We start from the raw sequence: 23,899 nt of genomic DNA, 5'->3' as shown, positions 1-23,899 counted from the left end.
AAGACGATGATTCGACCCTCGGGCATTCTGGGCCGCTCTATCGATGTCAGATTGTCCGAAACTGCCCCATCATGCCGTTATCCTCGTGCTCCAGGATATGACAGTGATACATGAATGGCGCCTTTTCGGCAGGCTGATCGAAATGCACGAGTAACTCTACCGGCTCTTTCACGAGAACGGTATCGCGAGCACCGGTATCACGAAGGATTGGCTTGCCGCCGTTGCGACTAAGGACCTCGAACTGCACGCCGTGGATATGGAAAGGGTGGGACATCATCTCTCCCGAGACCTCCCAGATTTCGGTTTCACCCAGTCGGACGTCTTCGTCGATGCGGTTCATATCGAACGGACGACCGTTGATGACCATGCCGCCACCCGAGCGCGTCCCACCGCCCATCATACCCCCCATACCCAGAACAAATCGGCGTCGTGTGTTGGCTTTCGATGGATCTGCACGCGGACGCTCGACAAGGCGTTCCGGAATTTTGCTGGGCGTGCCCAGACCCCCAACGGGGACAAACTGCAAAACCGCTTCGCCTTGACCGCCAAGAATTTCCTTTGCGAGTTTACGTGCTTGCGCCAGCGGTCCTATCATCATCGGCATGTTCATGTTGGTGTCGGGAGCCGTCTTGAGAGACACCGCTTGGCCATTTGAAAAATCCACCAACACCTCGCCGCGCTCGCCCGGCGCAAGTGTGAGCGAGCGAACGCTTATCGGGCGATCGAGTAGACCACCCTCGCTTGCGATCCAGTGAAACGCTCGATTGTCGCCGAACGAAAGGTCATAGATTCTGGCGTTAGAACCGTTTACCAGCCGCAGACGCACCAATCGATTTGGAACACGCGCCGTGGCGTTCGGCGTACCATTGGCCAAGATCGTATTGCCACGACGTCCCTGCATCATCGTCATCATCCCTTGCGGGACCACCATCAGCCCGTCGTCGAACTGCCTGTCTTGAATGACAACGGGAAGGTCATCGACACCATATTCAGAGGGCAGCGCCAGAGCCCGCTCGCCCTCATCGGTAACAAGCAGCAGGCCTGCCAGTCCGGAATACACCTGTGCTCCGGTCCGCCCGTGAATGTGAGAATGATAGAACAGAGTTGCGGCAGGCTGGCGAATGGGCAACCTCGGACGCCAAGTGTCTCCGGGGACGATTATTTGATGGGGCCCGCCGTCGAGTTCGGCGGGAATGAGAAGGCCATGCCAATGAACTGTGGTGTCTTCCTTTAACGTGTTGGTTACGGCGATTTCGACGTTGTCGCCCCGATAGATTCGAATTGAGGGACCCAAATAGCCCCCACTGTATCCCAGACTGGCGCTCGCACGTCCCGGAAAGAATTCGGTAGCGCCCGCCTGAACGCGCAGCGCAACCGCGTTCCCTTCCTTCCGCGCGTCAACAAGCGGAGGAATCCGCAGGGGCTGCCGTTCCACTGCCGCATCTCCCGCGGTCCAACCCGCATAAGTGAAGGCGCCAGCGCCTATGGCGCCGGCTAGAACGGATCGACGACTGAGTGTCATAGGTACGCCTACTGGTCAGCTGAAGTCATTCGAACCCATGGCGCGGTGGTGATAAACGGATAGCCGCCCAGGTTTCTGTTAATATTGTGTCGGGTGCCGCACTTTATCGTGAGCAGAAGGACCCCCAAGATGTCGAGAGCTCGACAACCATTCCCTTATACAAAGGCAGTTCCTGACCGGAAATCCGATCGAGGCACTTGAACTAATATCATTGTTGGCTAAATTAGCGATTGCTAATTGTTTGCTCCTGTAACGACAAAGCGGCAGGGCTGCCGGTCGTCAAAGATTGTCGGCAACCGACGAATAATCAGCGGGTTCAGGCCGCCGTTGGCAGCCTCGTGATTCTTGGCGTTGGTTTGGGCGCGCTAGCTGCATGGATTGTCATCGTCATGGGCTGGCGTTGGCAGGTGCAGCGTTCGCCAGATACCTGCCTCTGGTCGATAACGAGAGCGTTAACTGGCGTGCGCTGGGCCATTTATGTCAAGGATTGAAGAGTGACATCTATCACGCAACTGAAGCGGTTCTTAAAAACCAACTCGAGTTTCCCCGACCTTATTTTTCGCGTTTGCCTCAGCCTCATATTCATCGTTGGCGGGCTTGGACATTTCGTAGAGCACCGTCAGATGCTCGAGCGGATGGCTGAATCGCCGTGGGCAAGTACGATCAATTCGATCGGCGATCCATCTGCTTTGCTATGGATTTCCGGAGCCGTTTTCGTCCCAGCCGGCGTCGCGCTTGCTGTTGGATTCATGACCCGGTTATCATCTGTCGCGCTTTTCGTGACGCTGGCGCCAATTACGATCACAATGCACCTGGCTCCGGGCCACGCCGGGCCGTTGTTCAAGAATATCGCTATCCTTGGCGCGTTGGTTCATTTCGTCTTTAACGGATCGGGTGCGTTTGCGATCGACCGGGCGTTTGCATTGACCGTTGAACCCACCGATAGGAGTTCGGGAGGACGTGCGCGGGCGAGCTAGGAAATCGCTTCTTGGCCACGGCTATGGGGATTGCGGATTACCGCGCGTTGCTGGCGCCATCGCGGCACTACAAGCTGAGGATAAAATCGGCGTCATGCTTCCATGCAACGTGGTCCTGCAGGAGCTTCACTCGGGCCGAACTGAAATTTCAGCGGTGGATCCGGTTGCGTCTATGCAGGCAATTGAGAACCCCAAGCTCGCCGAAATCGCATCAAGCGTCCGCTTGGCGCTGCAGGAAGTAATTGCAGACATTGGAACCAAGCAAGGCTCGCCAGCGTAGCGGGGGTCGAATGACAGAACCCCACCGAAAATCCCGGCGGCCCGTGGTTCTCGACAGCGGCGGTGCGTTGATGGGACTCACCCCGCCGCCGTCGCAAGTCACGGCGAAGCTTTGATCCCGACCGTCCACACGTTGAACGAGACGCCATCAAGGAATTGGGAGTTTTCTTGGGCGCTGCCCACTTCCGCAAGTTAGTCGATCGACATGACTATTCGATGCCCGCCCTCAGCTGCTTAGGGAAGGCGTCCCGCGACCGAGTTTTCCCAGTAACGATGGTTCCGGGCTAGTATTCCCGAGACATAAATAGTTGAATCGAAAGGCTACCGCGTGCCTGCCTTCACGAGGGGCGGCGGGTGCTTTTGGCTACGCCAACCCGCCTCGCAGCTACCCCGTCTTCCGCGCCGACAACGCGTCCGCCACTGCGGTGCGGATGTCGGCGACCGCAAACGGTTTGGTCATCACGTCATGCACGATGGCGTTGAGGCCGGAGGCGCGTTCGCGCTGGTCGGCGAAACCCGTCATCAACAGAATTTTGAGGTCCGGAAAATCACGCGCCGCCGCCAGCGCCAGCGCAATGCCGTCCATGACCGGCATCTGGATGTCGGTCAGCAGCAGGTCGATGGCGCCGTTTTCGCGAGTCAGGATATCCAGCGCTTCGGCGCCGTCCGCAGCGGTTACTATCTCGTGCCCGTCCATGGCGATCGCGCGCGCCACAAGCGAGCGCATGGAATCCTCGTCGTCGGCAATTAGCACCCGTGGCATCGATCCATCGCCTCCGTGACGGTGCGGCCTGTTCAGGCACGGCCGCCGGCCAGGTCCCGCCTGTTGAAGAAGCGTATATCGATATTGCGGCCTTCGGGCGGCGGCGAAGCCAGCCGCGATTTGAATTGGGCCCGCTCGCCCGGCCGCAGCATCGGCTGCTCAAGCACGGAATTCCAAGCGTAGATCTCCGCGCCCTGCGCGTCGCGCAGGGAAAAGCGTAGCCGCGGCAGCTCCACCGGCTTTTTGGCTTCGGCGACGATCACCCCCTCGATGACCAGCACCGGCTTGCCTTCCACGATTTCGTTGCTGATTTTGACGTCCCTGAACGCCAGCCCGCGCAGGTTCACGTCCAGCCCGACCATCCTGTAGAAGGTCGCGGTCTGTGGCAGCAGGCGCACGATTTCGGCGCGCCAGATCAACAGCGCCAGCACCAGCGCGCCCATCGCAACGCAGGCCGTCTGGAGGCTCACTGACGGCATGCCGGGAATGCGGGGCAGGGGCGGAAAGACCAGGCGCCCCGAAAACAGCGAAGCGCGCTTGGGGATATCTTCCTCATGGTCGCCGGCATCCTGTCTTGCGGCCGCCGGCCAGGCGTCATCATCGTCTTGAGGCTTGGTTTTGGCCTCGGCGGGCCAATCCGCCGAAATCGAGGGGCTTTCGACCACCGGGGTGCCTTGTCCCTGTTCCTCGCGGGCGAGGGCTTCCCATTCCGCCGCGGCATCTTGCGCCCCAGGCGGGCTGGATTCCGCCATGGCGGGTGCCGCCGCCGGCACCTCGACGGCATCCTCGGGACGTGCAAGCCAAGTCTCCTTGCAGCGAGAACAGCGCACGTTTCGTCCGGCCGCGCCGAGGGCGGCCGGATTGATCGCAAAAGATGTTGTACAATGAGGGCAAACGATGTGCATGGAGCCCGTATCCACAGTGTCTTTGCCGGGATGCTACCTAGCGAGCGTTAACGAATCGGAAACCATAACGGTCGCACAACCGTTTTGTCCGGCCGGAGCCCAGGCCAGCGGGTTGCGCGCCCGTAATTCAGATTCGGGAGCAAGTCCTGTTCCAAGTCTTGGCCCAGGGACGGACTCAAGTCCGGGGTTTCCGGCCACGGCCCACGTCGAGCGGAGTTCGACCACGGCCCATGTCGAGCGGAGCTGAGCTTGGTTCGGTTCGAAAATGTCGGTTTGCGATACGGGCTTGGCCCGGAGATTCTGCGCGACCTGTCGTTCCTGATCCCGGCGCATTCGTTCCAGTTTCTCACCGGTCCATCCGGCGCGGGCAAGACCTCGCTGCTGCGGCTGCTGTTCCTGTCGCTGCGCCCCACGCGGGGGCTCGTCAACCTGTTCGGCCAGGACGTCTCGCTGCTCGGCAAGGACCAGGTCGCGGATTTGCGCAAGCGCATCGGCATCGTGCTGCAGGATTTCCGCCTGCTCGACCACATGACCACCTATGAGAACGTGGCGCTGCCGTTCCGCGTCATGGGGCGGGAGGAATCCAGCTATCGCCGCGAGGTGATCGATCTCTTGAGGTGGGTCGGCCTCGGCGAGCGGATGGATGCGCTGCCGCCGATCCTGTCGGGCGGCGAGAAGCAGCGCGCGGCGATCGCGCGCGCGGTGATCTCGCGCCCGCAATTGTTGCTGGCGGACGAGCCGACCGGCAGCGTCGATCCGACGCTCGGCCGACGCCTGCTGCGGCTGTTCATCGAGTTGAACAAGTCCGGCACCGCCGTGATCATCGCCACCCACGACATCACGCTGATGGATCAATACGAGGCGCGGCGGCTGGTGCTGCACCAGGGACGGTTGCACATCTATGAGTAGGAACGGTGACGAGCATGGACCGCTGGTGGACCTCGGGAACGAGCGTCCGCTGCTGCCCTCGCGCGCCCGCAACATGTCGCCGATCGTGCCGCGGGCCTCGATCTCGGGCCGGGCGCTGGTCGCCGTCGTCGCCATCATGACGTTCCTGGCCTCGATCACGACCGGCACGGTACTGCTGGTGAGCGCCTCGGCGGCGGAGTGGCAGTCCGAGGTCGCCAGCGAAATCACCGTCCAGGTCCGCCCGGTGGCTGGACGCGACCTCGATCGCGATGTGGCGGCCGCGACGCAGGCGATGCGGGCGCAGCCCGGCATCGTCCAGGTCAAGCCCTTCAGCAAGGAAGAGTCGGCCAAGCTGCTGGAGCCGTGGCTCGGCAGCGGGCTCTCGATCGAACAATTGCCGGTGCCGCGCGTCATCGTCGCGCGGGTGCAGCCGGGCACCACGCTCGATCTCGCGGCGCTGCGCAGCCGGGTGGCGCAACTGGCGCCGTCGGCCACCGTCGACGATCACCGCGCCTGGATCGAGCGCATGCGCTCGATGACCGGCGCCACTGTCTTCGCCGGCGTCGGCATCCTCGCACTGGTGATCGTGGCGACGATCATCTCGGTTTCGTTTGCGACCCGCGGCGCAATGGCGGCGAACCGCCCGATCGTCGAGGTGCTGCATTTCGTCGGCGCCGGCGACAGCTTCATCGCCAACCGTTTCCTGCGGCATTTTCTCAGGCTCGGCCTGCAGGGCGGCCTGATCGGTGGCGGCGCCGCGATGCTGGGATTCGGTTTTTCCGAATCGATCGCCGGTTGGTTTTCGGGTACGCCGGTCGGGGATCAGTTCGCAGCCCTGCTCGGGACGTTCTCGCTGCCGCCCTCGGGTTATCTGGCGCTGGCGGTGCAGGCGCTGCTGATCGCCGCGATCACCGCCTGGGCCTCGCGCCGAACCCTGTTCGCCACGCTGGACGATATAGATTGAATTCGCCAAAGCCGATTCCACTACGGCCGAAAACCCTCTAGAATTGCGCCGGGGCAGAGGATCGCCGGAGCCGAATGGGTTTGCTGCACGACGATGGGTCGCCGAACGCGCCGGCCAGGCGGCCGCGGGGATGGTTGCGTGCGACCATCGTCGCCGCCATGGCGTTGGTGTTCGTCAGCGCTGCCGTGGGCTTCATCGGCTTTCTGTCGCAATTGCGCGGCGTCGAAATCAAGCCGGCCCGCAATGCCGATGGGATCGTGGTGCTGACCGGCGGCTCCTCGCGCGTCTCCGATGCGATGGAATTGCTCGCCAGCGGCTACGGAAAGCGGCTGCTGATCTCCGGCGTACATCCGACCAACGCCGCCAGCGACATCTCCCGCTCGCTGCCTGACAGCCAATCGCTGCTCGGTTGTTGCGTGGACCTCGACCGCTCCGCAGTCAATACCCGCAGCAACGCCGCCGAGGCGCGGCGCTGGGCCCGCGAGCGCGGCTTCAAGTCGCTGATCGTGGTGACGTCGAACTACCATATGCCGCGAGCGATCGTCGAATTGTCGCATGCGATGCCTGAGATCACGCTGATCCCGTTCGCGGTGGTCGGCGACCGCTGGCGCGACGAACCGTGGTGGACCAGCGGCGTCACCCTGCGCCTGCTGCTGTCGGAATATGCGAAATATGTCGCCGCCGAACTGCGGGTCCGGCTGGCCGACGCCGGCATCGACGTGTTGCCCGAGTCCCTGGATCAGCCCCCGCTGCCGCCGCGCCGACCCGCCACCGCGCAGGCCAATTGATCCCGCGTTCGCGGTTCAGCGCAGGGAATCAGGTTGATTTCTTGACCGCGTAGACATTGTGCCCGAAAATCGAAAGCCCGAAGGTTTCCGCCACAGCGCGCGGGAAGAACTTCCAGTCCTGCAGCGAAAGCGGCGAAAACCTGAAGCGCCTGGCCTTCAGTCCCACACGCTGGAACATCCGGTCGATGTCCGGCGCGGAGAAGTAGTTGATATGGTCCGGCGGCACCCAGAGATTCCGCGCTCGCCACGAAGGTGAAACGGCGCGGATGTCATGGACGTTCGGCGTAATCACGATGAGCAGCCCGCCGGGATTGAGCGAGGCAGCCGCGATCTCCAGCATCCTTGCCGGTTCAGCGACGTGCTCCAGCACATTGTCGATCACGATGGCGTCCGCCGTCTGCTCGCCGTTGAACACGCGCTGGACGATTGGGACGCCGGCCCTGATGCCGAAATCGGAAAGCCCGCGCGCCGGTTCATAGGCGACGTACCGGACCGGGTCTGACCGCAAGAGATAGCCAACCTCGCCTCGGCCGCATCCGATCTCGAGAACCTGTTGCCCGGCTGACAGGTGCGCGAGCAACATCCGCCTGATCTGGAAATGCCGGGGGCGGAACGCCCAGTCGATCTTGTCGATGTCGATGTGATTGGCCGTATCCGCCTCCGGATCGGCCACAAAGATGAAGCGGCAGTCGCGGCACGACACGATCCTGAAGGCCTGGCCGCCGCGCTCCATCGTGAATTTGAGCGAGAAGTCGGGCGCTTTGCAGATCGGGCAATGGGTTCGTTGACTGCGCGCATTCATACCAGGGCGATCCCAAATTCCCGCGAGGCGTGCTTCTACCATCACGGCCTCACGGCGAGCAATAGAGGGCAGATCCGCTAGCGGTTGCCCTGCGCGGCGAGCGGCGCATGCGCCTCATGCAGCATCATGGCCAGTCGATGCAATTGCTGATCGCGGAAACCTTCGGCTTCGATCGCCTTCACGGTCGCCAGAACGTAGTCGCGGTTGACACCGGACTGGCCGTGCCCGTGCAGCACGTGGCGCAATTGCTCGGCCGGCGAAAGCCGCCCGGCATATTGCACATGACCGCGATCGACCACGTAGGCGAGCGCGCTGACGCGCTGGCGCGCCTCGTTCTGCAGCCACACCGACCGCTTGACTTCGCGGTAGACCGAGGTGACCTGCTCGCGCGCGCGCAGATAGGCGACGGTGGCGGCGCGGTTGCGCTCGGCGACGCGGAACGCTATGCCGCGGCAGGCGCCGCCGCGGTCGAGCCCGAGCACCAGGCCCGGCTTCTCCGGCGTGCCGCGGTGAACGAAGGAATAGACGCAGAGCGCACGGTGTTCGCCGATCAGCCGCGCCGGAACCCGCTCGACGAAGTCGAAGCCGGGACGCCACATCAGCGAGCCGTAGCCGAACACCCAGAGGTCGCCGGGCGAGAATTCCGTTTCTTTCAGGATCATTGCGGACATCGGAGCGGAGCGCTACCAGAACGGTTCGGCAAAGCGAAGCGGATTCAGCGCCTGCTTCACCGCGCCGGGGTACTTAGATTCGCCGGAATCGCCAGCCAAAGGACGCCGCATGCCTGAGATCACTCCCGCGCCGCGCCGGCGTCCGCTGTGGCACCTGTTCTTTCTCCCCGTGCTGCTCGTGGCCGCCGCCGCCGCATGGAGCGCGTTCTGGCTCTACGCGGCCTCCGAAGTCGGCGCGCGCGCCGACGCGTGGGCGGCGCGGGAGGCAGAGTCGGGGCGGGTCTATGCCTGCGGCAAGCGCTCGGTGGCCGGTTACCCGTTCCGTCTCGAAGTTCGTTGCGACGACGCCAGCGTTTCGCTGGTCGCGCAGACGGCCGGCGCGGCGGCGCCGTTCACCGCGCGGCTCGGCGAGATCATGGTGATCGGGCAGATCTACCAGCCGGGATTGCTGATCGCCGAATTCAAGGCGCCGGCGATGGTCGCCGATCGCGGCGAGACGCCGTCGATGAAGGTGAACTGGAGCAGCGGCCGCAGCAGCGTCAGCGGTCTGCCTGACATCCCGCAGCGCGCCTCCGTGGTGTTCGAAAATCCCTCGATCGAGCGCGTCAACGGCCCGGTGCTGACGCCGCTCGCGCGCGCCGGTCGGGTCGAGTTGCACGGCCGTCTGGTCGAGGCCGGGAACAATCCGGTTATCGAAGCCGTCCTGCAGGTGGCAGGCGGCAGCGTGCAGGAAGTGCACCCGCTGCTGGCGACGCCGTTCAGCGCCGACGTCCAGACCCGACTTGCGGGGCTGAAGGATTTCACGCCAAAACCGTGGCCGGAGCGTTTCAGGGAGATCCAGGCCGCCGGCGGCCAAGTCGAGATCGTGCGCTCGCGCATTCAGCAGGGCGAGGTGGTCTCGGTCGCCGCCGGAACCCTGCGCCTCAACGCCCAGGGGCGGATCGACGGCGAATTGCAGATGACGGTCGTGGGCCTCGAGAAAGTGATCCCGGCGCTGGGCCTCGAAAAGATGCTGGAGGAGGGCGTGCCGCAGGCCACGCTCGATCGCGTGGCGCCCGGCGTGAAGACGCAGGACATCAACAATCTGCTGGGCGCGCTTGAAAAGGCGATCCCGGGATTGGGCAGGGTGGTCAAGCAGAACGCCAATGTCGGCGTCGCCGCCGGCATCAACGCGCTCGGCAAGGAGGCGGAACTGGAAGGCAAGAAGGCGCGGGCCTTTCCGCTTCGCTTTGTCGACGGCGCGGTGTTTCTCGGGCCGCTGAAAGTGGCGCAGCTCCCGCCGCTGTTCTAGCTTTCGGCGGCTGCGGACGAATCGTCCACGTCATTGCGAGCGAAGCGAAGCAATCCACGCCTCTGCGCGTGGAAAGATGGAATGCTTCGCTTCGCTCGCAATGACGGCTCGCGAGCGCGACGCGCTGGCGACGAAAACACAGTGAGTCTCACTCCGCCTTCTTCGCCATCGGCGGATGCGGCCGGCCGAAATCGGGCGCGGCGGAATCCTGGCCGATCTCGACGATGCCGCGGCGGATGGCGCGGGTGCGGCTGAAATGCTCGAACAGAGCCTCGCCGTCGTTGCGGCGGATGGCGCGGGTGAGCTTGGAGAGGTCCTCGTTGAAGGTGCCGAGCATTTCCAGCACCGCCTCCTTGTTGTTGAGGAACACGTCGCGCCACATCGTCGGGTCGGAGGCGGCGATGCGGGTGAAGTCGCGAAAGCCGCCGGCGGAGAATTTGATCACCTCCGACGAGGTGACCTGCGCCAGTTCATCGGCGGTGCCGACGATGGTGTAGGCGATCAGATGCGGCAGGTGGCTGGTGATCGCCAGCACCAGGTCATGGTGGTCGGGCGTCATGATCTCGACCCTGGCGCCGAGCGCGGTCCAGAACGCGCGCAGCGCTTCCACCGCGGCGGGATGGGCGCCTTCGGGCGGCGTCAGGATGCACCAGCGGTTGATGAACAATTCGGCGAAGCCGGAATCGGGCCCGGAATGCTCGGTGCCGGCGACCGGGTGGGCGGGAACGAAATGAATGTCGGACGGCAGATGCGGCGCCATTTCCCGGACGATGGCGGCCTTGACCGAACCGACGTCGGAGACAATTGCGCCGGCCTTGAGAAAGGGCGCGATCTCCGCGGCGACCGCGCCGCAGGCGCCGACGGGGATGCAGAGGATCACGAGGTCGGCGTCCTTCACGGCCTCCGCGTTGCTCTCCAGCACGCGGTCGACGATGCCGAGTTCGGCAACCCGCGCGCGGGTCTTGGCCGAGCGCGCGGTGGCGACGATCTCGCCGGCGAGCCCCTCGGCCCGCGCGGCGCGCGCGATCGAGCCGCCGATCAGGCCGAAGCCGATCAGCGCGAGGCGTCGGAAGATCGGCGCGGCGGCGTTCATTGGCCGGCCATGAAATCGCGCAGACCGTCGACGACGAGGCGGTTGGCCTCCTCGGTACCGATGGTCATGCGCAAGGCGTGCGGCAGGCCGTAATTGCCGAGCGCCCGCAGCACCAGGCCGCGTTTGGTCAGGAACGCGTCCGCGTCCGCCGCGGTCTTGCTCTTCTGCTGCGGGAAGTGGATCAGCACGAAATTCGCCACGCTCGGCGTCACCTTCAGCCCGAGTTTTGTCACTTCCTCCGTGATCCAGTTGCGCCACTGCTCGGTGAACGCCTTCGACATCCGGACATGCGCGGTGTCCTCGATGGCGGCGACCGCCGCCAGCATGGCCGGACTCGAGACGTTGAACGGCCCGCGGATCCGGTTGACGGCGTCGACGATGTGCGCCGGGCCGAACATCCAGCCGATCCGCAGAGCCGCCAGCCCGTGGATCTTGGAGAAGGTGTGCGTCATCACCGTGTTCTCGGTGGTTGCCACCAGTTCGAGGCCGAGCTCATAGTCGTTGCGCGATACGTAGTCGGAATAGGCGGCGTCGAGCACCAGCAGCACCTGCGGCGGCAGGCCGGCGCGCAGCCGCTTGACCTCGTCGAACGGCAGATAGGTTCCGGTCGGGTTGTTCGGGTTGGCCAGCCATACCAGCTTGGTCTTGGCGGTGACGCGCTCAAGAATGGCGTCGACATCGGCGGTGAAGTCGGTCTCGGGCGCGACGACGTTGCTGGCGCCGTTGGCCATGGTGGCGATCGGATAGACCAGGAAGCCGTGGGTGGTGGAGATCGCCTCGTCGCCGCGGCTGAGATAGGCGTGCGCGAGCAGGTTGAGGATTTCATCCGAGCCGGCGCCGCAGATGATGCGGTTGGGATCGAGCCCATAGGCGCGGCCGATCGCCTCGCGCAGCACCCGCGAGGTGCCTTCCGGATAATCCTCCAGGTGCGCAGCCGCCTGCTTGTAGGCTTCGATCGCCTTTGGCGAAGGTCCGAACGGGGTCTCGTTGGCGGACAGCTTGAAAACCTTGCGGCCGGGCTCGGCGACCGGGCTTTTGCCGGGCGTGTAGGGCGCAATATCGAGGATGCCGGGATTCGGCACGGGACGGGACATCTTCTGGCTCCGGATATGCAGGGCGGTCAGGATCTGGCTGCCCCGTTCGGGGGCACCGTATAGCGCGTTGCGTGGCTGCCGACGAGGGCCGACGAACGCACCGAGGCGCCGGCCTGCACCAGGGCGGCCTTGATCTTCTCAAAGCCGGTGCCAGCGTCCGACACCAGCAGCGCCGCGCCGTCGAAGGCAGTGTCGGGAACGGCGACGATCTCGGCCAGCGGCGCCAGCGCGCGGGCAGTATCGGCGTTCCAGCCGGCGACGCGCACGCTCCAGGTCTGCACTTCCGTCACCATGGCGTCGTCGGCGACCCTGGAGATCACAAAGACCGGGAGCGCCGCCGGATGGTCGGCGCGTTCCAGGAACGGCAGCCGGGCGATAATCTTCGGCGCGCCGTCGGCTTCCAGCGCGATCCACCAAGGCGTGCGGCTGGAGGTCGCCGAGACCAGCGCCAGGTCGCCCTTCGACGTCGCCACCGCCTCGACCGCCGCCTGTGCGCTGAAATGGGCCACGTAAGGCACCACGAAGCCGAAATGAAATCGCGCCGAATCCCGCATCGCCGGCTCGCCGACGGACACATCCGCATGCACCGCGAACGGCGCCTGAACATAGGTGAAGGTCGAGATGATGACGCGCCAGATACCCTCGATGGTGTCGAGCGGCAGGATGCCGCGATGGCGCTGCACCAGTTGCCGCATCATGCTGGCCTCGCGCGCGGGGCGGAACGCGGAGCCGACTTCCTGGGTCTGCTTGACCTGGATCAGCCGGTCGATGATATCGCCACGCGCCATCAGCAGGCGATGGACCTGCTCATCGATCGCGTCGATCTCTTTGCGTAGTTCCTGCAGCGATGGCGGAGCCGGGGGCTTGGGCATTTCGGGCAACCTGACGAGAGCGTCATCCTTCGGCCGCGGCGCGTGCCACGTCTTCGAGGATGGCTCGTTCTCCCCCAAGGTTTGCGACGGCGCAAGGGCGTCGCCTGCCGCGAGGGTGCTGAACAGGGTTAACCACGCGCCCGCCTTGACGGAAAGCCCGTCTGGGACTAGCCTGATCCCATTCCGTGGTCATTTGAGCCGGCCGGCTTGCAGCCACGTTAAACAACTTGCTAAACAGGCCGGGGACAGAAGTGATCCCGGCCGAACCATTGTTCAGGCCGGGTTTTTTATGGCCTGATTTCCGTGCGAAAACCTTCGCGCGGGGGAAGGCCGTCGATGACCAGTGTGCATGCGATCCCCAGCCCGTCGATCCACCGCGAGGATCGCGCCCATGAGGCCGATCATCCGACATCGGCGGTGGCGAAGTTCGGCATCGAGCAGCCGCTGAAGCTCGATTGCGGCGTCGATCTCGCGCCGTTCCAGATCGCCTACCAGACCTATGGCGAACTGAACGCCGACCGTTCCAACGCCATCCTCGTCTGCCATGCGTTGACCGGGGATCAGCACGTCAGCAATGTTCATCCGGTCACGGGGAAGCCGGGTTGGTGGGAAACCATGGTCGGACCGGGCCGGCCGCTCGATACCGACCTCTATTTCATCATTTGCAGCAACGTGATCGGCGGATGCATGGGGTCGACCGGACCCGCATCGAGCAACCCCGCCACCGGAAAGCAGTGGGGCCTCGATTTCCCGGTGATCACCATCCCCGACATGGTGCGCGCGCAAACCATGCTGATCGACCGGCTCGGAATCGAGACGCTGTTCTGCGTCGTCGGCGGTTCGATGGGCGGCATGCAGGTGCTGCAATGGACCGCTGCGTACCCTGCACGCGTATTTTCGGCATTGCCGGTCGCGTGTTCAACGCGCCACTCGGCGCAGAACATCGCGTTCCACGAACTCGGCCGCCAGGCCGTAATGGCCGATCCGGACTGGCGCGGCGGCCGCTATTTCGACGAGGGCAGCCATCCGCATCGCGGCCTCGGCGTGGCGCGGATGGCGGCGCACATCACCTATCTGTCGGACGCGGCGCTGCATCGCAAGTTCGGACGCCGGATGCAGGATCGCGACCTGCCGACCTTCTCGTTCGACGCGGATTTCCAGGTCGAAAGCTACCTGCGCTACCAGGGCTCGTCGTTTGTCGAGCGTTTCGACGCCAACTCCTATCTCTACCTGACGCGGGCAATGGATTACTTCGACATCGCCGGCGACCACAATGGCGTGCTGGCGCACGCGTTTCGCGGCATCAAGACCCGCTTCTGCGTGGTGTCGTTCACTTCGGACTGGCTGTTTCCGACTTCGGAATCGCGGGCGCTGGTGCATGCGCTGAACGCCTCGAGCGCCCGGGTGTCATTCGCCGAAATCGAAACCGATCGCGGCCACGACGCGTTCCTGCTTGACGTGCCCGAATTCTTCGACATTGCCCGCGCCTTCCTGCAATCCGCGGGCAAGGCGCGTGGACTCGGCGGTACGGGTAACTGACATGGCGCTTCAGGAACAGGCCTTGCCGCTCGGCGGCGTCGCTCCGGATCGCACCGGTAAATATCGCAGCGATCATCTGCTGGTCGCCGAAATGATAGCTCCCGGTTCGAAGGTGCTTGACGTCGGCTGCGGCGACGGCGAGCTGCTGCAGCTATTGGAGAGCCGCGGCATCGACGGCCGCGGCATCGAACTGTCGCGGGAAGGCGTCAACCGCTGCGTCGCGCGCGGACTCGCCGTGGTGCAGGGCGACGCTGATACCGACCTCGTCAACTATCCCGACGACGCCTTTGACTACGTGATCCTGTCGCAGACGCTGCAGGCGACGCGGCAGCCGAGACTGGTGCTGGAGAACCTGCTGCGGATCGGCCGGCGCGCGATCGTCTCGTTCCCGAATTTCGGCTTCTGGAAGATGCGGCTGCAGTTGCTGGTCGGCGGCCACATGCCGCGCACCGAGAACCTTCCCGCGACATGGTACGACACGCCGAACATCCACTTCTGCACCATCAAGGACTTCGTGCAGCTCTGCGACGAGATCAACGTCAGGATGGAGCGGGCGGTCGCGCTCGACCTGTACGGCCGTCCGCTGCGGCTCAGCATGCCCTGGTGGTTCTGGAATATGTTCGGCGAGCAGGGCGTGTTCCTGCTCAGCCGCGGCAAAGCGGGGAAATGACGCCAAAGGCGTCATTCCGGGGCGCGTCGAAGACGCGAACCCGGAATCTCGAGATTCCCCGATGTGCAATTGCACATCTGAGGTTCGATGCTTCGCATCGCCCCGGAATGACGATCACCCCACCGACCTCGGATCGCGCACCGGCCATCGTCCGGCTTCCACCAGCGCGATGAAGCGCTCGACCATTTCGTTGAACAGCGCCGGCTCCTCGAGATTGAGCACGTGGCCTGATTTGGGAAAGAACGAAAGTCCGGCCGCGGGCAGATGCTGCTTCAGGAACAGGCTCGGCCCGACGCAATTGTCGTCCTCGTCGCCGCACAGGATCAGCGCCGGCGTCGGCACTTTCCGGATCGCGTCGGTCAGGGTGTAGATCGAGGGACGCGTTCCCTGAAAGCTTCGCATGGTGTTGGCCGAGCCCTTGGCGTCATGCCGCGCAAGCGCGGCGTAGAAATCGGCGTGGCCGCGCGGGTCCTTCAGCAGGAATGGAATCCGGCTCGGAGCCTCGCGCGTGGCTTTTGCGACTTCCACCGAACCGATCGTCTCATACTGCACGGCGTTGGCGACGCATTGCTTGCGAAAGGCGTCGAGGTTTTCCAGGTCCGAGCCCGCCCCGACAGCGGCCAGCGTCATCGAGAGCGCCCGCTCCGGCGCGTTGAGGCTGACCTGCAGCGACGAATAGGAGCCCATCGAGAGACCGACGAAATGCGCCTTGTCGATGCCGAGGTGATCGATGACCGCCAGCGCATCGGTATAGAAATGCTTGTAGGTATAGACCTCGGCCGAGGCTGGGACATCGGAGGGCGGGTAGCCGCGCGCAGAATAGGCGATGCAGCGGTGACCGCGCGAGAAGTAGCGCAGCTGCGGTTCCCAGTTGGTGTGGTCGGCGGCGAACTCGTGCAGGAAGATGATCGGGGTTCCGCTTCCCGCCTCCTCGAAATAGAGCCGAACGTTATCCTTGGCGACGGCGTAGGGCATTTACCTTGTCTCCCGAACTTATTTTTCCGCGCAACTTCATTGCGCAGCGGCGCTGAAAATTGCAGTTAATTCGCGTCTCTGCAACGCGGCGCGACACTTTATTTTTGGACGTCAAATGCGCGCGGAATGGCCTTGAAATGGTTTTGCCACCGCCATACCAGGTCTTTCTCCCGTCACATCCCCGCACAAAACCGCCCGCGCATCCGCCCATCGCGGACGCGAAACGGGGAATTCGGGGTGCTACAGAAGGATCAAGTATGTTTCAATTGTTGGGGTTTCGCTGGCCGCTTCTTGTCATCGCGCTGGCACTGAGCTCGGCTTCCATCATCGAATCTGTCACTCCGGCCCAAGCGCGGCCTCAGCATGGCACCGGGCGCCACGTTCGCGCCGATCACGCCGGCCATCACGTAAAGCGGTATCGTGCGCCTCAACATCATCGGTATGCCGCGCAGTCGCGCTGGGAGCGCGGCGTCGCGCGAATGCAGGCCGGCGGCTTTGCCGACACCCATGCACGCGTTGCCCCGAATGCAGGCGTGACGCCCGGCGCAGACGCGGCTGGGCCGGGCTTTGGCTCATCCGGGGTCGTCGCCGAGGCGCGCCGTCATCTCGGCGGCAACCCGACGGGGCGCGGACGGCTGTGGTGCGCGCGGTTCATGAACATGGTGCTGCAGCGGAGCGGCTATCGCGGCACCGGTTCGGACATGGCGAGTTCGTTCGCCCAATACGGCCAGCGCGTTTCCGGACCGCAGGTCGGCGCGATCGCGGTGATGTCGCGCGGTCGTCGCGGCGGCCATGTCGGCGTCGTGACCGGCACGGACACGGCGGGAAATCCCATCGTGATCTCGGGCAACAACGGCAACCGAGTCCGCGAAGCGACGGTGTCGCGCGGACGAATCTACGCCTACGTCATGCCCAGGAGCTGAAGTCGCCTGCTCGCTCGGCCAAAGCGGGCCAACGGTAACGATCTCAAAGCAACTCGGCTTGTTCAGCGGCGATCGTCTCGCCGGCGCCAATGATGCCGCCGGCGATCACCTCGGCATAAATCCCGCAATCGGCGTGGCCGAGCCGGCGCATCAGCGCCTGCGGAATGGCAAGGTCGCGTGCGGCCGTGTCGGGGTCGACATTGACGGCGGCGCAACGGACGATGCGCTTGACGACCTTGATCCTCGCCTCGCCGATGGCCAGCGTCCTGTCGAGCAGGTCGAATTCGTGCCAGGCCGGCCATCCCTCGACATAGAGGTTGGCGCGGAAACGAAGCGGATCGACAGGCGCGCCCACCATGGTCTCGACGGCGCGGACGCTGGCGAGGTTGATGATCGAGACAACTTTGCGGGCGACGTCCGAAAAGCTGTGGCCGGGGCTCGTGAGCACTTTTGGCGGGCCTTTGATCTGGCCGGCAAAGGTCGTGGCGAAGAAGGTCTCGATGGCCTGCCGGCCCTCGGCGGTTCCCAGATCGCCCTCGGCCACGATCCGGCCGCCATGGTCAATCGAAAGCACGTTGCTGGCGTCGTCGAAACGGGTCCGGAGGCCAGCCAGCCATTCATCCCGCATCAGCATCAGAAAATGCGGCTTCGGCAGCCAGTTCGGCGCGGCCGGGTCGAACCCGGAGGGGCCGTTTTCGATGGCGTAGCGGCGGTCGGCCGTCAGGGTCTCGCCAGGTTTCAGCGCGGCGCGGCCAAGCTGCTCCGGGCTCAGGCCCTTGACGGGGTAACGGTATATTCCGGCAATCCGGGCGGGGGTTGGGGCGCGCATGCAGCTTCTTAACGGATTAGGCGGTCATGCACCATCGCTCCCGAATTTGCGGGGGCCGGGCTCTTCCGTTTTCTCGGGTGATGCCCACATTCGTATCAAGCCTAAAATAGAGGCGACGACCCGCGGCCGCTTGAGGAATGTCAATGCGGCATCGGCGGAAACCCAGTGAAGATGCCGCAACCATGCCTTCGGGGTGGGGACGGCAGGCCGAGGGAAGTAACCCATGAATATTGAAAAATACACCGAGCGCGCGCGCGGCTTCATCCAGTCCGCGCAGTCGCTGGCGATGCGCGACGGACACCAGCAATTTTCGCCGCTGCACATGCTCAAGGTCCTGCTGGATGACGGCGAGGGGCTCGCCGGGGGCCTGATCGACCGCGCCGGTGGCAACTCCCGCGCCATCCTCAAGGCGACCGAGGAAGCGCTGAACAAGCTGCCCAAGATATCTGGAAGCGGCGCCGGGCAAGTTTACCTGGCGCCCGAACTGGCGCGCGCGTTCGATGCGGCGGAAAAGGCCGCCGAGAAGGCGGGCGACAGCTTTGTCACGGTGGAGCGGCTGCTGCTCGGCCTGACGCTCGAGAAGGGCAGCGAGGCCGGCGCCATTCTCGGCAAGGGCGGCGTCACGCCGCAGAACCTCAATGCGGCGATCGAGGCGCTACGCAAGGGCCGCACCGCCGACAGCGCGACCGCCGAGAACGCCTATGATGCGCTGAAGAAATATGCACGCGACCTGACGCAGGCGGCGCGCGAGGGCAAGCTCGACCCGGTGATCGGCCGCGACGAGGAAATCCGCCGCACCATCCAGGTTCTTTCCCGCCGCACCAAGAACAATCCGGTGCTGATCGGCGAGCCCGGCGTCGGCAAGACCGCGATCGTCGAGGGCCTGGCGCTGCGCATCCTCAATGGCGACGTGCCGGAGAGCCTGAAGGACAAGAAGCTGCTGTCGCTCGACATGGGCGCGCTGATCGCAGGCGCCAAATACCGCGGCGAGTTCGAGGAGCGGCTGAAGGCGGTGCTGCAGGAAGTCACGGGAGCCGCGGGCAGCATCATCCTTTTCATCGACGAGATGCACACGCTGGTCGGCGCCGGCAAGGCCGACGGCGCGATGGACGCGTCGAACCTGCTGAAGCCGGCGCTGGCGCGCGGCGAATTGCATTGCATCGGCGCCACCACGCTCGACGAATATCGCAAGCACGTCGAAAAGGACGCGGCGCTGGCGCGCCGGTTCCAGCCGGTGTTCGTTGCCGAGCCGACGGTCGAGGACACGATCTCGATCCTGCGCGGCCTCAAGGACAAGTACGAGCAGCACCACGGCGTCCGGATCACCGATTCGGCGCTGGTGGCGGCGACCACGCTGTCGAACCGCTACATCACCGATCGCTTCCTGCCCGACAAGGCCATCGACCTGATGGACGAGGCGGCGGCGCGGTTGAAGATGCAGGTCGATTCCAAGCCGGAAGAGCTTGATTCGATGGACCGGGAAATCATCCGCCTGAAGATCGAGCAGGAGGCCCTGAAAAAGGAAACCGACACCGGCTCGAAAACCCGGCTGCAGACGCTGGAGAAGGAACTGGCCGAACTCGAGAAGCAGTCGGCAGATCTCACCTCGCGCTGGAGCGCGGAGAAGAACAAGCTGTCGAATGCGCAGAAGCTGAAGAGCGAGCTCGACGGCCTGCGGATCGAACTGGCGAACGCCCAACGCCGCGGCGAGTTCCAGCGCGCCGGCGAACTGGCCTATGGCCGGATTCCCGAACTGGAGAAGACGCTCGCCGACATTGAAGCCAACGAAAACCCGGGCGAGATGATGGAGGAAGCGGTCACCGCCAACCACATCGCCCAGGTGGTGTCGCGCTGGACCGGCGTTCCCGTCGACAAGATGCTGGAAGGCGAAAAGGACAAGCTCCTGAAGATGGAGGGCAGCCTCGGCCAGCGCGTGGTCGGTCAGGCCGAAGCGGTGCGGGCGGTGGCGACGGCGGTGCGCCGTTCGCGCGCGGGCCTGCAGGACCCGCACCGGCCGATGGGCTCGTTCATGTTCCTGGGGCCAACCGGCGTCGGCAAGACCGAACTGACAAAGGCGTTGGCCGAGTATCTGTTCAACGACGAGACCGCGATGGTCCGCCTCGACATGTCCGAATACATGGAGAAGCATTCGGTTTCGCGGCTGATCGGCGCGCCGCCGGGATATGTCGGCTATGACGAGGGCGGCGCGCTGACCGAAGCGGTACGGCGACGGCCCTACCAGGTGGTGCTGTTCGACGAGATCGAGAAGGCCCATCCCGACGTCTTCAACGTGTTGCTGCAGGTGCTGGACGACGGCCGCCTGACCGACGGTCAGGGCCGCACCGTGGATTTCCGCAACACGCTGATCATCATGACCTCGAACCTCGGTTCGGAATTCCTGGTGAGCCAACCCGAAGGCGAGGATGTCTCGGCGGTGCGCGAGCAGGTAATGGGCATGGTGCGTGCGCATTTCCGGCCCGAATTCCTCAATCGGGTCGACGAGATCATCCTGTTCCACCGCCTGCAGAAGAGCGAGATGGGACGGATCGTCGAGATCCAGTTTGCGCGCCTGCAGAAGCTGCTGGAGGAGCGCAAGGTCGTGCTCACGCTCGACGCGGCCGCGCGCGACTGGCTGGCCGCCAAGGGTTGGGATCCCGCCTATGGCGCCCGCCCGCTGAAGCGGGTGATCCAGCGCCATCTGCAGGACCCGCTGGCGGAGATGATCCTGGCCGGGGAGGTCGCCGATGGCGACCGCGTCGTGATCTCCAGCGAAGGCAATGTGCTGACCTTCAACGGCAAGGCGCCGCAGACCGCCGAGATCGCGCAGTTCGAGGCGCCGGTGCCGAAGCGCAAGCTGAATTGAGCCGGTGTCCGGCGCAGATGGCCGTGGTACGCTTTGATCGAAGCTAGCGGCTGACCTGGCGCGGGGCCGGGGCGGCGCCGGCGGCGTCCGATACGCGCGCGGTATTGCCGCGATTGTTCATCTGGGCATCGAGCCGATCCCGCTCTTTTTCGAAATTCGCCATCAAGGTGCCTTCGAGGGAGCGGCCGCGCGGCAGCTTGACGCGCATCGGATCGACGAAGCGGCCGTTGACCAGAATTTCGTAATGAACGTGCGCGCCGGTCGACATGCCCGTTGACCCGACGAAGCCGATCACCTGGCCCTGCCGCACGCGTTTGCCGGGCTCCATGCCCTTGGCATAGGCCGACATGTGGCCGTAGGCGGTTTCGTAACCGTTGTTGTGCTTGAGGCGGACATATTTTCCGTAGCCGCCTTCCCAGCCGACCTTCTCGACCACGCCGTTGCCGGAGGCGAAGATCGGCGTGCCGTAAGGCGTGGCCCAGTCGACGCCGGTGTGCATCTTGGTATAGCCGAGAATGGGATGGCGTCGGCCGCCGAATCCCGAACGCATGATGGCGTTGTTGACGGGCTTGCGAACCAGGAACTTCTTCGCGCTCTTGCCGGTCTCGTCGTAGTAGTCAACGACGGCGTCGTCGGGGGTCTGGAAGCGATAGTATTTTTTCGTCTCGCCGCCTACGGTGAGCGAGGCGAACAATACCTCGGTCTTCTCGGTGCTTGTGCCCTCGTCCTCGCCGGCAAAAAACACGTCGAAGGAATCGCCGGGCTGCACCTTGCGCTGGAAGTCCACGTCGTAGGAGTAGATCCGGACCATGTCCTCGATCACGGCAGCCGGCACCTTGTTGCGCAGCGCGGTCTCGTAGATGCTCTGATAGAGGCGAACGCCGCTGCCGTCATCCTCCTCGTCGTCGTCGTCCTTGCTGTTGGCGGTTTCGGCAACGCTGTTCAGGCTCTGCACGTCGACGGCGACATACCGGCCAATGTCAGACAACGCGGCCACGGCCTCGATGGTGGCCTCGTTGGCGACAATCACGCGATAGGGCAGCAGCCGCGCGGCGGGGCCAATGCCCGAGGGCGCCATCAGGATGCGCAGCTTCTGGCCTTCCTTCAGGCCGCCGTCGCGGCCGCGGGCGCCCAGGGTCAGCGCGATCGCCCGCGCTTCGTCCGGCGTCGCGCCCTGGTCGCGCAGGATCGAGGCGACGGTATCGCCCTTCTTGACGATGTGAACCCGCTCGCCGATGGGGTTGCCGCCGGTGATCTGCTCCTTGGTCTTGGGAAGCTGCGTGACATTTTCGGGCACCACGCGGGTTTCGAAGCCGGCATAGGGGTCGGAGACGTTGCCCTCGGTCGCATAGGCAAGCTTGATGTCGGACTGGACGCCGGTGGCGCCGCCTGCGGCGTTGGCCAGCGCCGTGTAGCGGACACCGCTGCCGGCGCCGCGCCAGTTCGCGGCATCGCGCACCCGCATCAGAACTTCGTCGAGCGCAACCACGGCGGCGAGTTTCGCCTTTGGCAACACCGTCGCGAGGTCCTTGGTGACGAAGGAAACCTCGGCGTCGGGTTCGATGGCGTCGGGGTTGTTTGGATCCTCGGCGGCCGCCGGCGTCGCGGCGCCGACGTCGCTGAGCATGCGCTGGGCGTTGAACGGCGGGATCTTGGAGCTGAGATCGCTGGTCGTCATCGATAAATTGCCGGAGATCCGCACAAACGGACGAACCCGCATCACGTCGCGGTTGCCGACCCGGGTAACGGTGGATACCCGCGTCACGCTGCGCGAGGCGCTGGATTCGCTGGGCGGCGGCAGCCGATCGCTCTTGTGCAAGCTTGCGGCGCGGTCGGTGGCCCCAAGGGCACCGCGCAACGCGCCTTCGACACGCTCCGGTACCTTGGCGAACGTCATCTCGCCGTCCAGCGAAGCAAACACGGCGCCGCCGATGAGGGCCGCGCCGCACAGGCCGGTCAGGATGGTGCCGCTGAACCACTGCACCGAGATGCGGCGGCGATCGATCACCGCGGCCTCGGAGCCATCGACGGAAAGCGGTGGCTCGTGACCGAGATCGATGATCCCGGTCTCGCGCCCGTAGCCGCTTGCGCGTGACGCCTTCTGGCTCAACCCTGTGTCCCCCCCAGTTCCATCGACATTCGAAAGAGCTCGCCCGATAAAGACCCGACGTTTCCGTCCTTTTTGAGGGCGCGATTCCGGCGGTTAGCGTGCCGCACACATCGAGATTCGCGAATCAAAGGCCAGAAGAGGGCCGGCCGGAGTCTCGAACGTCAATGCCGTGCAGATCTCTCGAAGTTTCTCGGCCATCTAGGCCAGCGACGGGTTCATCGCCTGCCCCGGGCAAGTGATCACCGGCAGCCCCCACTGACATCCGGCGATTCAATGCTTACCTTAGTGCCAGAACGTCGTAGGATTGTGGCTCAAGTACGGCCGAAGGTTCTCAAACACCGGGACCTCGCGGCCCGCCAATTTCTTCGACGCGATGCGACAATTTGTTGACCATGGCCGTTGACAAGCGTCATGGGGCGGGCCTATAAACCGACCACTGAGCGCGGCGATGCATTGGCCCTGAGGCCAAGGCATATGTTCGCGCCCGTGAAGCTCCTCATTGCGATGAGTGAATCAACAGCCGACAACCATCGGTTGTTATTTGCCGTCCGGTGGGTTCTTCCGGAACCTTCCCGAGAGGGAAGGATGGGATCCAGAGCGGTCCCGGGCTGTTTGACAAGTGAAGATGAAGAAAGAGAAACGTGGACGGCGGAGTCCTTGCGTAGTCTCGAATGGTTGAAAGCTTCGGCTTTCATCTTTCGAGGCTGGACGAAAGACTTCGGCGGTACACGTTTACATAGGTTACACCATGATCTCTTCATTGAGATCGTGCCGTCAGCGATGTGAATCGCGGGCGACATATATGGTGGGACCTCGTCAAACGTTGTGATCAGCCGGTTTAAAGTTTCAAGTCCAACTTGAGAGTTTGATCCTGGCTCAGAGCGAACGCTGGCGGCAGGCTTAACACATGCAAGTCGACGGCTCACCAAGGCGACGATCAGTAGCTGGTCTGAGAGGATGATCAGCCACATTGGGACTGAGACACGGCCCAAACTCCTACGGGAGGCAGCAGTGGGGAATATTGGACAATGGGCGCAAGCCTGATCCAGCCATGCCGCGT

21 protein-coding genes, 1 rRNA gene and 1 riboswitch are annotated in these 23,899 nt (G+C 64.2%); of the genes, 11 read left to right on the top strand and 11 right to left on the bottom strand.

Translation table 11 applies throughout. The features are described from left to right. Positions 1–46: 46 nt before the first annotated feature. Positions 47–1,522, bottom strand: coding sequence for a multicopper oxidase domain-containing protein (locus tag Q0D31_RS12510; protein WP_291850759.1), 1,476 nt, complete (start codon positions 1,520–1,522; stop codon positions 47–49). Positions 1,523–2,016: 494 nt separating this feature from the next. Here Q0D31_RS12510 and Q0D31_RS12505 point away from each other — a divergent pair, with 494 nt between their 5' ends. Continuing rightward, positions 2,017–2,499, top strand: coding sequence for a DoxX family protein (locus Q0D31_RS12505; RefSeq protein WP_291850753.1), 483 nt, complete (start codon positions 2,017–2,019; stop codon positions 2,497–2,499). Next, positions 2,483–2,779 (top strand): DUF302 domain-containing protein, encoded by a 297-nt coding sequence (locus Q0D31_RS12500; protein WP_291850750.1) that lies wholly within the window; start codon positions 2,483–2,485, stop codon positions 2,777–2,779. The genes Q0D31_RS12505 and Q0D31_RS12500 overlap by 17 nt, the downstream gene beginning before the upstream one ends. A gap of 384 nt (positions 2,780–3,163) precedes the next feature. Here Q0D31_RS12500 and Q0D31_RS12495 read toward each other — a convergent pair whose 3' ends face one another. Both Q0D31_RS12495 and Q0D31_RS12490 read right to left on the bottom strand, forming a co-directional pair. Beyond that, positions 3,164–3,541 carry a response regulator gene (locus Q0D31_RS12495; RefSeq protein ID WP_291850747.1) on the bottom strand — a complete coding sequence of 126 codons (378 nt, stop codon included), beginning with the start codon at positions 3,539–3,541 and terminating at the stop codon, positions 3,164–3,166. A 32-nt stretch (positions 3,542–3,573) separates the two neighbouring features. After that, positions 3,574–4,446, bottom strand: a complete 873-nt coding sequence (locus Q0D31_RS12490; RefSeq protein WP_291850744.1) for an MJ0042-type zinc finger domain-containing protein — start codon at positions 4,444–4,446, stop codon at positions 3,574–3,576. A 249-nt stretch (positions 4,447–4,695) separates the two neighbouring features. On the opposite strand from Q0D31_RS12490, the gene ftsE reads away from it, so the two are divergent. From ftsE to Q0D31_RS12475, 3 genes are all read left to right on the top strand, one after another. Beyond that, positions 4,696–5,355: a cell division ATP-binding protein FtsE gene (gene ftsE / locus Q0D31_RS12485; protein ID WP_291850741.1), complete on the top strand. Its 660-nt coding sequence runs from the start codon at positions 4,696–4,698 to the stop codon at positions 5,353–5,355. Beyond that, positions 5,348–6,319 (top strand): ABC transporter permease, encoded by a 972-nt coding sequence (locus Q0D31_RS12480; protein WP_291850738.1) that lies wholly within the window; start codon positions 5,348–5,350, stop codon positions 6,317–6,319. Before ftsE ends, Q0D31_RS12480 begins: the two co-directional genes overlap by 8 nt. Positions 6,320–6,393: 74 nt before the next feature. After that, the gene (locus tag Q0D31_RS12475; RefSeq protein ID WP_291850735.1) at positions 6,394–7,107 is read left to right on the top strand and encodes a YdcF family protein; all 714 of its coding nucleotides are present in this window, start codon (positions 6,394–6,396) and stop codon (positions 7,105–7,107) included. Positions 7,108–7,135: 28 nt separating this feature from the next. On the opposite strand, the gene Q0D31_RS12470 is transcribed toward Q0D31_RS12475, so the two are convergent. Both Q0D31_RS12470 and Q0D31_RS12465 read right to left on the bottom strand, forming a co-directional pair. After that, complete coding sequence (locus Q0D31_RS12470) at positions 7,136–7,909, bottom strand: class I SAM-dependent methyltransferase (RefSeq protein WP_291850732.1); 774 nt, start codon at positions 7,907–7,909, stop codon at positions 7,136–7,138. A gap of 77 nt (positions 7,910–7,986) precedes the next feature. Continuing rightward, positions 7,987–8,580 (bottom strand): gamma-glutamylcyclotransferase, encoded by a 594-nt coding sequence (locus Q0D31_RS12465; RefSeq protein ID WP_291850727.1) that lies wholly within the window; start codon positions 8,578–8,580, stop codon positions 7,987–7,989. 109 nt (positions 8,581–8,689) lie between these two features. On the opposite strand from Q0D31_RS12465, the gene Q0D31_RS12460 reads away from it, so the two are divergent. Beyond that, complete coding sequence (locus Q0D31_RS12460; RefSeq protein ID WP_291850724.1) at positions 8,690–9,871, top strand: DUF2125 domain-containing protein; 1,182 nt, start codon at positions 8,690–8,692, stop codon at positions 9,869–9,871. Between the two features lie 148 nt (positions 9,872–10,019). Here the strand turns inward: Q0D31_RS12460 and Q0D31_RS12455 are convergent, their stop codons facing one another. The 3 genes from Q0D31_RS12455 to Q0D31_RS12445 are packed head-to-tail and all read right to left on the bottom strand — an operon-like array spanning position 10,020 to position 12,930. Then, positions 10,020–10,964 (bottom strand): prephenate/arogenate dehydrogenase family protein, encoded by a 945-nt coding sequence (locus tag Q0D31_RS12455; protein WP_291850721.1) that lies wholly within the window; start codon positions 10,962–10,964, stop codon positions 10,020–10,022. Then, a complete protein-coding gene (gene hisC / locus Q0D31_RS12450) occupies positions 10,961–12,058 on the bottom strand; it encodes a histidinol-phosphate transaminase (protein WP_291850718.1) in 1,098 nt (365 codons plus the stop codon). Before hisC ends, Q0D31_RS12455 begins: the two co-directional genes overlap by 4 nt. Positions 12,059–12,084: 26 nt before the next feature. Further along, the gene (locus Q0D31_RS12445) at positions 12,085–12,930 is read right to left on the bottom strand and encodes a chorismate mutase (RefSeq protein WP_291850715.1); all 846 of its coding nucleotides are present in this window, start codon (positions 12,928–12,930) and stop codon (positions 12,085–12,087) included. A gap of 175 nt (positions 12,931–13,105) precedes the next feature. Beyond that, a riboswitch (SAM riboswitch) is annotated at positions 13,106–13,185 on the top strand. A gap of 81 nt (positions 13,186–13,266) precedes the next feature. Between Q0D31_RS12445 and Q0D31_RS12440 the strand changes: the two genes are divergently transcribed. Then, positions 13,267–14,469 carry a homoserine O-acetyltransferase gene (locus tag Q0D31_RS12440; protein WP_291850712.1) on the top strand — a complete coding sequence of 401 codons (1,203 nt, stop codon included), beginning with the start codon at positions 13,267–13,269 and terminating at the stop codon, positions 14,467–14,469. A gap of 1 nt (position 14,470) precedes the next feature. Next, positions 14,471–15,139, top strand: coding sequence for a methionine biosynthesis protein MetW (metW, locus tag Q0D31_RS12435; protein ID WP_291850709.1), 669 nt, complete (start codon positions 14,471–14,473; stop codon positions 15,137–15,139). Between the two features lie 114 nt (positions 15,140–15,253). Here metW and Q0D31_RS12430 read toward each other — a convergent pair whose 3' ends face one another. Continuing rightward, entirely contained in the window at positions 15,254–16,114 is an 861-nt protein-coding gene (locus tag Q0D31_RS12430) for an alpha/beta hydrolase (protein ID WP_291850704.1), read from the bottom strand. Between the two features lie 257 nt (positions 16,115–16,371). Between Q0D31_RS12430 and Q0D31_RS12425 the strand changes: the two genes are divergently transcribed. Next, positions 16,372–17,037: a TIGR02594 family protein gene (locus tag Q0D31_RS12425; protein ID WP_291850701.1), complete on the top strand. Its 666-nt coding sequence runs from the start codon at positions 16,372–16,374 to the stop codon at positions 17,035–17,037. A gap of 43 nt (positions 17,038–17,080) precedes the next feature. Here Q0D31_RS12425 and Q0D31_RS12420 read toward each other — a convergent pair whose 3' ends face one another. Further along, positions 17,081–17,866 (bottom strand): MOSC domain-containing protein, encoded by a 786-nt coding sequence (locus Q0D31_RS12420; protein WP_291850697.1) that lies wholly within the window; start codon positions 17,864–17,866, stop codon positions 17,081–17,083. A gap of 223 nt (positions 17,867–18,089) precedes the next feature. On the opposite strand from Q0D31_RS12420, the gene clpB reads away from it, so the two are divergent. After that, positions 18,090–20,729 (top strand): ATP-dependent chaperone ClpB, encoded by a 2,640-nt coding sequence (clpB, locus tag Q0D31_RS12415; RefSeq protein WP_291850693.1) that lies wholly within the window; start codon positions 18,090–18,092, stop codon positions 20,727–20,729. A gap of 43 nt (positions 20,730–20,772) precedes the next feature. On the opposite strand, the gene Q0D31_RS12410 is transcribed toward clpB, so the two are convergent. Further along, positions 20,773–22,839, bottom strand: a complete 2,067-nt coding sequence (locus Q0D31_RS12410; RefSeq protein ID WP_291850688.1) for a M23 family metallopeptidase — start codon at positions 22,837–22,839, stop codon at positions 20,773–20,775. An 853-nt stretch (positions 22,840–23,692) separates the two neighbouring features. Here Q0D31_RS12410 and Q0D31_RS12405 point away from each other — a divergent pair. Beyond that, positions 23,693–23,899 (top strand): 16S ribosomal RNA (locus Q0D31_RS12405); the annotation flags it as partial.

The sequence above is a fragment of the Bradyrhizobium sp. genome (genome assembly GCF_022844465.1).
GTDB lineage: Bacteria > Pseudomonadota > Alphaproteobacteria > Rhizobiales > Xanthobacteraceae > Bradyrhizobium.
The sequence above is the reverse complement of the archived record's forward strand: the minus strand, read 5'-3'. Positions and strand labels throughout refer to the sequence as shown.

Bases quoted from the DNA above. Each gene is read 5' to 3' on its own strand.
- clpB (WP_291850693.1), top strand. From the start codon at position 18,090: ATGAATATTGAAAAATACACCGAGCGCGCGCGCGGCTTCATCCAGTCC.
- Q0D31_RS12425 (WP_291850701.1), top strand. From the start codon at position 16,372: ATGTTTCAATTGTTGGGGTTTCGCTGGCCGCTTCTTGTCATCGCGCTG.
- Q0D31_RS12460 (WP_291850724.1), top strand. From the start codon at position 8,690: ATGCCTGAGATCACTCCCGCGCCGCGCCGGCGTCCGCTGTGGCACCTG.
- Q0D31_RS12440 (WP_291850712.1), top strand. From the start codon at position 13,267: ATGACCAGTGTGCATGCGATCCCCAGCCCGTCGATCCACCGCGAGGAT.
- Q0D31_RS12510 (WP_291850759.1), bottom strand. From the start codon at position 1,522: ATGACACTCAGTCGTCGATCCGTTCTAGCCGGCGCCATAGGCGCTGGC.
- Q0D31_RS12470 (WP_291850732.1), bottom strand. From the start codon at position 7,909: ATGAATGCGCGCAGTCAACGAACCCATTGCCCGATCTGCAAAGCGCCC.
- hisC (WP_291850718.1), bottom strand. From the start codon at position 12,058: ATGTCCCGTCCCGTGCCGAATCCCGGCATCCTCGATATTGCGCCCTAC.
- Q0D31_RS12490 (WP_291850744.1), bottom strand. From the start codon at position 4,446: ATGCACATCGTTTGCCCTCATTGTACAACATCTTTTGCGATCAATCCG.
- Q0D31_RS12455 (WP_291850721.1), bottom strand. From the start codon at position 10,964: ATGAACGCCGCCGCGCCGATCTTCCGACGCCTCGCGCTGATCGGCTTC.
- Q0D31_RS12475 (WP_291850735.1), top strand. From the start codon at position 6,394: ATGGGTTTGCTGCACGACGATGGGTCGCCGAACGCGCCGGCCAGGCGG.
- Q0D31_RS12465 (WP_291850727.1), bottom strand. From the start codon at position 8,580: ATGTCCGCAATGATCCTGAAAGAAACGGAATTCTCGCCCGGCGACCTC.
- Q0D31_RS12445 (WP_291850715.1), bottom strand. From the start codon at position 12,930: ATGCCCAAGCCCCCGGCTCCGCCATCGCTGCAGGAACTACGCAAAGAG.
- Q0D31_RS12480 (WP_291850738.1), top strand. From the start codon at position 5,348: ATGAGTAGGAACGGTGACGAGCATGGACCGCTGGTGGACCTCGGGAAC.
- Q0D31_RS12430 (WP_291850704.1), bottom strand. From the start codon at position 16,114: ATGCCCTACGCCGTCGCCAAGGATAACGTTCGGCTCTATTTCGAGGAG.
- Q0D31_RS12495 (WP_291850747.1), bottom strand. From the start codon at position 3,541: ATGCCACGGGTGCTAATTGCCGACGACGAGGATTCCATGCGCTCGCTT.
- Q0D31_RS12420 (WP_291850697.1), bottom strand. From the start codon at position 17,866: ATGCGCGCCCCAACCCCCGCCCGGATTGCCGGAATATACCGTTACCCC.
- metW (WP_291850709.1), top strand. From the start codon at position 14,471: ATGGCGCTTCAGGAACAGGCCTTGCCGCTCGGCGGCGTCGCTCCGGAT.